The 5,473-nt window shown below is 68.4% G+C and carries 7 protein-coding genes; 2 read left to right on the forward strand and 5 right to left on the reverse strand.

Going from position 1 to position 5,473, the window contains the following annotated elements:
* Nucleotides 1-165: 165 nt before the first annotated feature.
* The 4 genes from MSZK_RS19335 to MSZK_RS19350 all read right to left on the reverse strand — a co-directional run bounded on the left by MSZK_RS19335 (nt 166) and on the right by MSZK_RS19350 (nt 3,634).
* Nucleotides 166-678, reverse strand: coding sequence for a DUF3145 domain-containing protein (locus MSZK_RS19335; protein ID WP_099250294.1), 513 nt, complete (start codon nt 676-678; stop codon nt 166-168).
* A 108-nt stretch (nt 679-786) separates the two neighbouring features.
* Nucleotides 787-1,608 (reverse strand): serine hydrolase, encoded by an 822-nt coding sequence (locus tag MSZK_RS19340; protein WP_099250295.1) that lies wholly within the window; start codon nt 1,606-1,608, stop codon nt 787-789.
* Between the two features lie 26 nt (nt 1,609-1,634).
* Nucleotides 1,635-2,654, reverse strand: a complete 1,020-nt coding sequence (locus MSZK_RS19345; protein WP_233211410.1) for a class I SAM-dependent methyltransferase — start codon at nt 2,652-2,654, stop codon at nt 1,635-1,637.
* Between the two features lie 35 nt (nt 2,655-2,689).
* Entirely contained in the window at nt 2,690-3,634 is a 945-nt protein-coding gene (locus MSZK_RS19350) for a hypothetical protein (RefSeq protein WP_142389962.1), read from the reverse strand.
* A gap of 69 nt (nt 3,635-3,703) precedes the next feature.
* On the opposite strand from MSZK_RS19350, the gene MSZK_RS19355 reads away from it, so the two are divergent.
* Nucleotides 3,704-4,789 (forward strand): S-(hydroxymethyl)mycothiol dehydrogenase, encoded by a 1,086-nt coding sequence (locus tag MSZK_RS19355; RefSeq protein WP_099250298.1) that lies wholly within the window; start codon nt 3,704-3,706, stop codon nt 4,787-4,789.
* Nucleotides 4,786-5,409, forward strand: a complete 624-nt coding sequence (locus MSZK_RS19360) for an MBL fold metallo-hydrolase (RefSeq protein ID WP_099250299.1) — start codon at nt 4,786-4,788, stop codon at nt 5,407-5,409. The genes MSZK_RS19355 and MSZK_RS19360 overlap by 4 nt, the downstream gene beginning before the upstream one ends.
* On the opposite strand, the gene MSZK_RS33605 is transcribed toward MSZK_RS19360, so the two are convergent.
* On the reverse strand, nt 5,406-5,473 hold a 68-nt coding region (locus MSZK_RS33605), incomplete at its 5' end, for a hypothetical protein (RefSeq protein ID WP_371411370.1). The two genes, MSZK_RS19360 and MSZK_RS33605, sit on opposite strands and share 4 nt — an antisense overlap.

Raw genomic sequence — 5,473 nt, forward strand, 5'->3', positions numbered from 1 at the left:
ACCCCCACCCACCATCGGCACCATGATGCCCACCCGACGACAAACCCGCACCGCCCAACGCGCCCGTCAGGTCGCGGCACAACGCGCACTCAACGACAAACACGTCGCCGAGCGCAACAAACCACCGCCCTTTTAGGCGTAACCCGTAGGCGTAACCCGGTGGGGTCAGCCGACTCCCCGGCTCAGCCAGCTGACCTCGCCGCCGTCGCCGCCATCGCGGTACGGCTCCAGCGCTTCGTCCCATGCGGTGCCCAGCACCGTGTCGAGCTCGGCCGCCAGCGTGTCGGCACCCGAGGACATGAGCGAACGCAACCGCATCTCACCCACCATGATGTCGCCGTTGGCGCTCATCGCCCCGCTCCACAGTCCCAGCTGCGGCGTGTGGCAGAACCGCTCGCCGTCCACGCCGGCACTGGGATCCTCGGTGACCTCGAACCGCAGCACGGACCATGAGCGCAGCGCGTTGGCCAACCGGGCGCCGGTGCCGACGGGACCAATCCAGTTGGTCACCGCCCGCAGCTGCCCGGGCATCGCCGGCTGTGGGGTCCACTTCAAGTTCGCCCTGGCATTCAGGGTCGACGACAGCGCCCACTCGACATGTGGGCACACCGCTGCGGGAGAGGCGTGGATGTACACCACGCCAGTCGTCGCATCGGCGAACTGGTTCGACGCACGCATCACCTTGCTCCTTCGGCTCTACGAGGGACGTCTTCCCCAACGACCTGGTGTGACCGAGTTGCAATAGTGTCGTGCGTGTCTATTGTGCCTTGTGGGGCCCCTGTTGCGCTAGTGCGCTCCGTACACTCTCAGAACTTCATCAGAGAGCACCGGCCACAGTGACTTGGCCCACTCGTCGAAATCCCGATCGGTGAGCACCACCAGGGACAACGCCCGCTCCGGGTCCACCCAGAGGAACGTGCCCGACTGGCCGAAATGACCGAACGTCCGGGCCGAGTTGGCGGACCCGGTCCAGTGCGGCGACTTGGCGTCGCGGATCTCGAAGCCCAGCCCCCAGTCGTTGGGTCGCTGCACCCCGAAGCCCGGCAGTACGCCCGTCAGCCCGGGAAACTGCACCGAGATCGCCTGCTCGTGCAGCTGGGTCGACACCGTCTGCGGGGCCAGCAGATCCGCGGCGAACAACGCCAGGTCAGCCACCGTGGACACCCCCCCGAAACCGGCCGCGGCCGCGCCGCCGTCCAGCCGGGAGGCGGCCATGCCCAACGGCTCGAACACGGCCTCGCCGAGATACTGAGCGAACTCGATGCCGGCCGCGGCCTCGATCGCCTGGGCCAGTACCGCAAAACCGTAGTTCGAATAGACCCGTCGCTTGCCGGGTTCGGCCATCACCTCGGCGGAATGCATGGACAGACCGGACGCGTGCGCAAGCAGGTGCCGGACGGTGCTGCCCGGTGGGCCCGCCGGGGTCTCCAGCTCGACCGCGCCCTCCTCGACGGCCACCTGGGCCGCGCGCGCCACCAGAAGCTTGGTCACCGATGCCAGGCGGAACGTGTGGGCGACGTCGCCGTACTCGGCGATCACGCCGGACCTGCCCACCACCGCGGCGGCCGCGGCCGGCACCGGCCAGTCGGCAATCAAGTCGAGTGGCATGGACACACGGCGAGCCTAGTGCGGACTCATTTGGTCGCGACGTAGTAGAGGTTGATCGGGTCGGTGTCGATCTCGTGGACGGTCACATCCGGGAACCCTGCCTCGGCGAGCATCTCGGTCGCCAGCTGCCGGCCCCATGCCGTTCCCAGTCCAGCACCGCCGTAGGCGAGCGACACCGACATGCAGTGCATGGTCGACACCGTGAACAGATAGGGACTCAACGGCACACCGATGTTGTCCTCCAGCCTGCTGGACGCCTTGATGTCCACCATCAGCAGCACGCCACCGGGCCGCAGGGCACGGTGAATGTTGGCCAGCACCCGCGCGGGTTGCGCCTGGTCGTGAATCGCATCGAAGACGGTGATGACGTCGTAGGCCTCGGAGAGGTCAAGGGACGCGAGATCACCGCGACGAAACCGTGCGTTCGCCAGTCCGAGCCGAGTGGCCTCCGCTGTCGCCGCCGCGACGCCTTCCTCGGAGAAATCGATGCCGGTGAATCGGCTGTCGGGAAATGCTCGCGCCATGACGTTGATCGCGTGGCCACTGCCGCAACCCCAGTCCGACACCTCGACGCCGTCGCGTAATCGCTCGGGCAGCCCCGGCGCCATCGGCAAGATCGCTTCCACGAGAGCGGCATCGAAAACCTCACCGCTTTGCTCGGCCATCAGGGCGTGGAATCTCGGGTATTCGGTGTAAGGCAAACCGCCGCCGTCGCGGAAGCAACCGAGGATCTTCTGCTCGATCTCACCGAGCAGTGGGATGAACTGTGCGACTCGCGCCAGATTGTCCGGACCGGCCGCCCGCGTCAGCACCGCTGCCCGGTGCTCGGGGAGCCGATAGGTTGCCGAACTCGCGTCGTAGTCGACGACGCCACCGGTCACCATGCCGCCCAACCACTCCCGCACATACCGTTCGTTGAGCCCGGCTGTGTCGGCGATCTCCTGACTGGTCGCCGCCGGTAAGCGCGCCATGGTGTCGAACAACCCGGTCTGATGACCGATGCTGCACAGGAGCGTCACGCTGGCCTCGTCGATGGCCCGGACCATCCGCGCCGCGAAGTCCTCGGTCGTGTTGTCCGCGCTCAACCGAGCCCCCGCTGCGCCTCGGCGAGCCATTCGTGCAGCCGCGCCGTCTCGTACTCAGACTCTCGCGCCGGACGCTTCCGCAGCGCTGACCGCAAGACCATCAGAGCCTCCCTGTGACGACCGCGACGCACCAACACCGCTCCGCGCAGCACCGAGTCGTCGGCGCCGGCCGACTCCAGCGCGCGCAGGTAATCCTCGGCCTCGTCGAGATCGCCTCGGGCCACCGCGATCTGGATCGCACCGCGCAGCAACCGCGGCAGCGCCGTCGCGTCGGCGTCTGCGATCGCCGCCCGCACCTCGGCGCGCGCGGTGTCCACATCGCCCAGCGCACAGCGCAGCAGCGCCTCGCCGGGTTGCGGCACGAATCCCAAGCTGTGGGCCCTGGCATACGCGGCGAACGCGCCCTCCACCTCGCCGCGCCGGCGACGGATCTCGCCGAGGTGGTAGTACGCCTCACCGGCCACCGCGGCAGGCGCACCGCCAAGCCCCATCTCCCGCAACACCGCCGGGCGTTCGGCGGCCAGGTCGGCGTCCTCGCCGAGCACCGCCAGCACGGTTTCCAGATCGGACAGCCTGCCCAGGACGGGGCTCTCGGGGGCGCCGGCAAGCAGCGCGCGGGCCCGGCTCACCCAGCTCTGCCCGATCGCCCACTCCCCCCGCGACAACCACGCCAGGCCGAGCTCGACGGCCTTGCCGGCCGCGGCATTGGGGTCGGTGCGCGTCAACCGGACGTAGACGAGCTCGCCGATACGCATCGCTTCGCGGCCGTGCCCGATCCGCCCTGCCGCACTCGCCATGGCGTCGAGATCGTCGACGGACAACGGGCCGACAGCACCGGCCCGCGAGAAGGCCGCATAACTGGTTTCGAAGTCGCCGCCGCGATAGGCGGCACGGGCTGTGACCAGGAGGTCGGCCGGGGTTTCCACTCTGACGGTAAGCAAGTCTTCACCGTAGCTGCCGACCGGGACGCGCACGGCACATTCGGCAGCGATCGCGCTAGGGTTTGACCCATGAGTCAGACAGTGCGTGGTGTGATCTCCAGGTCCAAGAAGCAGCCCGTCGAGTTGGTCGACATCGTGATCCCCGACCCCGGCCCCGGCGAGGTGGTGGTCAAGGTCATCGCCTGCGGCGTCTGCCACACCGACCTGACCTACCGCGAGGGCGGCATCAACGACGAATACCCGTTCTTGCTGGGCCACGAGGCCGCAGGCACCGTCGAGACCGTCGGCGCGGGCGTCACCAACGTGGAGCCCGGTGACTTCGTGATCCTGAACTGGCGCGCGGTGTGCGGCCAGTGCCGGGCCTGCAAGCGCGGACGCCCGTGGTACTGCTTCGACACCCACAACGCCACCCAGAAGATGACCCTGACCGACGGCACCGAGCTGACGCCGGCCCTGGGTATCGGCGCATTCGCCGACAAGACCCTGGTCCACGAAGGACAGTGCACCAAGGTCGATCCCGAGGCCGACCCGGCGGTGGCCGGCCTGCTGGGCTGCGGCGTGATGGCCGGGCTCGGCGCCGCGGTCAACACCGGCGCCGTCGGGCGTGACGACACCGTCGCGGTGATCGGCTGCGGCGGTGTCGGAGACGCCGCGATCGCCGGTGCCGCACTGGTCGGCGCGAAGAAGATCATCGCCGTCGACACCGACAACAAGAAACTGGACTGGGCGCGCGAATTCGGGGCGACCCACACCGTCAACGCCCGCGAGCTCGACGCGGTGGAGACCATCCAGGACCTGACCGATGGCTTCGGGGCCGACGTGGTGATCGACGCCGTCGGGCGCCCGGAGACCTGGAAGCAGGCGTTCTACGCCCGCGATCTGGCCGGAACCGTTGTGCTGGTGGGTGTTCCGACCCCGGATATGCGCCTGGACATGCCGCTGGTGGACTTCTTCTCCCGCGGCGGGTCGCTGAAGTCCTCCTGGTACGGCGACTGCCTGCCCGAGCGGGACTTCCCCACCCTGATCAGCCTGTACCGCGAGGGCCGGTTGCCGTTGGAGAAGTTCGTCTCCGAGCGCATCGGGCTCGACGCGATCGAGGACGCCTTCCACAAGATGCACGCCGGTGAGGTCCTGCGTTCGGTGGTGATCCTGTGAGCGGCATCGAGCGGGTGGTCACCCACGGCACCTTCGAACTCGACGGCGGCAGTTGGGAAGTCGACAACAACATCTGGATCGTCGGTGACTCCTCCGAGGTGATCGTCATCGATGCCGCACATGACGCGAAGGCGATCGAGGACGCCGTCGGTAACCGCCACGTCGTCGCGGTGGTGTGCACGCACGGCCACAACGACCACATCACCGTCGCACCGCAGCTGTCGGCCGACTTCGACGCGCCTGTCCTGCTGAATCCCGCCGACGACATGCTGTGGCGAATGACGCACGGCGACAAGCAGTTCGGCACCATCGAAGATGGCCAGGTGCTCAAGGCCGACGGAATCGAGCTACACGCCATCGCCACTCCGGGCCACTCCCCCGGATCCACCTGCCTCTACGCCCCCGCGCTGGGCGCGGTGTTCTCCGGCGACACCCTGTTCCAGGGCGGACCCGGCGCGACCGGGCGGTCGTTCTCGGACTTCCCGACCATCCTCGGGTCGATCAAGGACAAGCTCGGCAAGCTGCCCGCCGACACGGTCGTCTACACCGGCCACGGCGACACCACCCGCATCGGCGACGAGCTGGTCAACTACGACGACTGGGTTAAGCGCGGCTCCTAGGGCGCCGTCGCGCTACTGCGAGGATCGATCAGGATCTTCGCGTGCCGCTCGGGATCGGCCAGCG

This window comes from Mycobacterium sp. shizuoka-1 (assembly GCF_002723835.1).
Lineage (GTDB): Bacteria > Actinomycetota > Actinomycetes > Mycobacteriales > Mycobacteriaceae > Mycobacterium.

Excerpts from the sequence above, each read along its gene's own strand:
- MSZK_RS19335 (WP_099250294.1), bottom strand. The coding sequence starts at position 678 with ATGCGTGCGTCGAACCAGTTCGCCGATGCGACGACTGGCGTGGTGTAC.
- MSZK_RS19340 (WP_099250295.1), bottom strand. The coding sequence starts at position 1,608 with ATGCCACTCGACTTGATTGCCGACTGGCCGGTGCCGGCCGCGGCCGCC.
- MSZK_RS19345 (WP_233211410.1), bottom strand. The coding sequence starts at position 2,654 with ATGGTCCGGGCCATCGACGAGGCCAGCGTGACGCTCCTGTGCAGCATC.
- MSZK_RS19355 (WP_099250298.1), top strand. The coding sequence starts at position 3,704 with ATGAGTCAGACAGTGCGTGGTGTGATCTCCAGGTCCAAGAAGCAGCCC.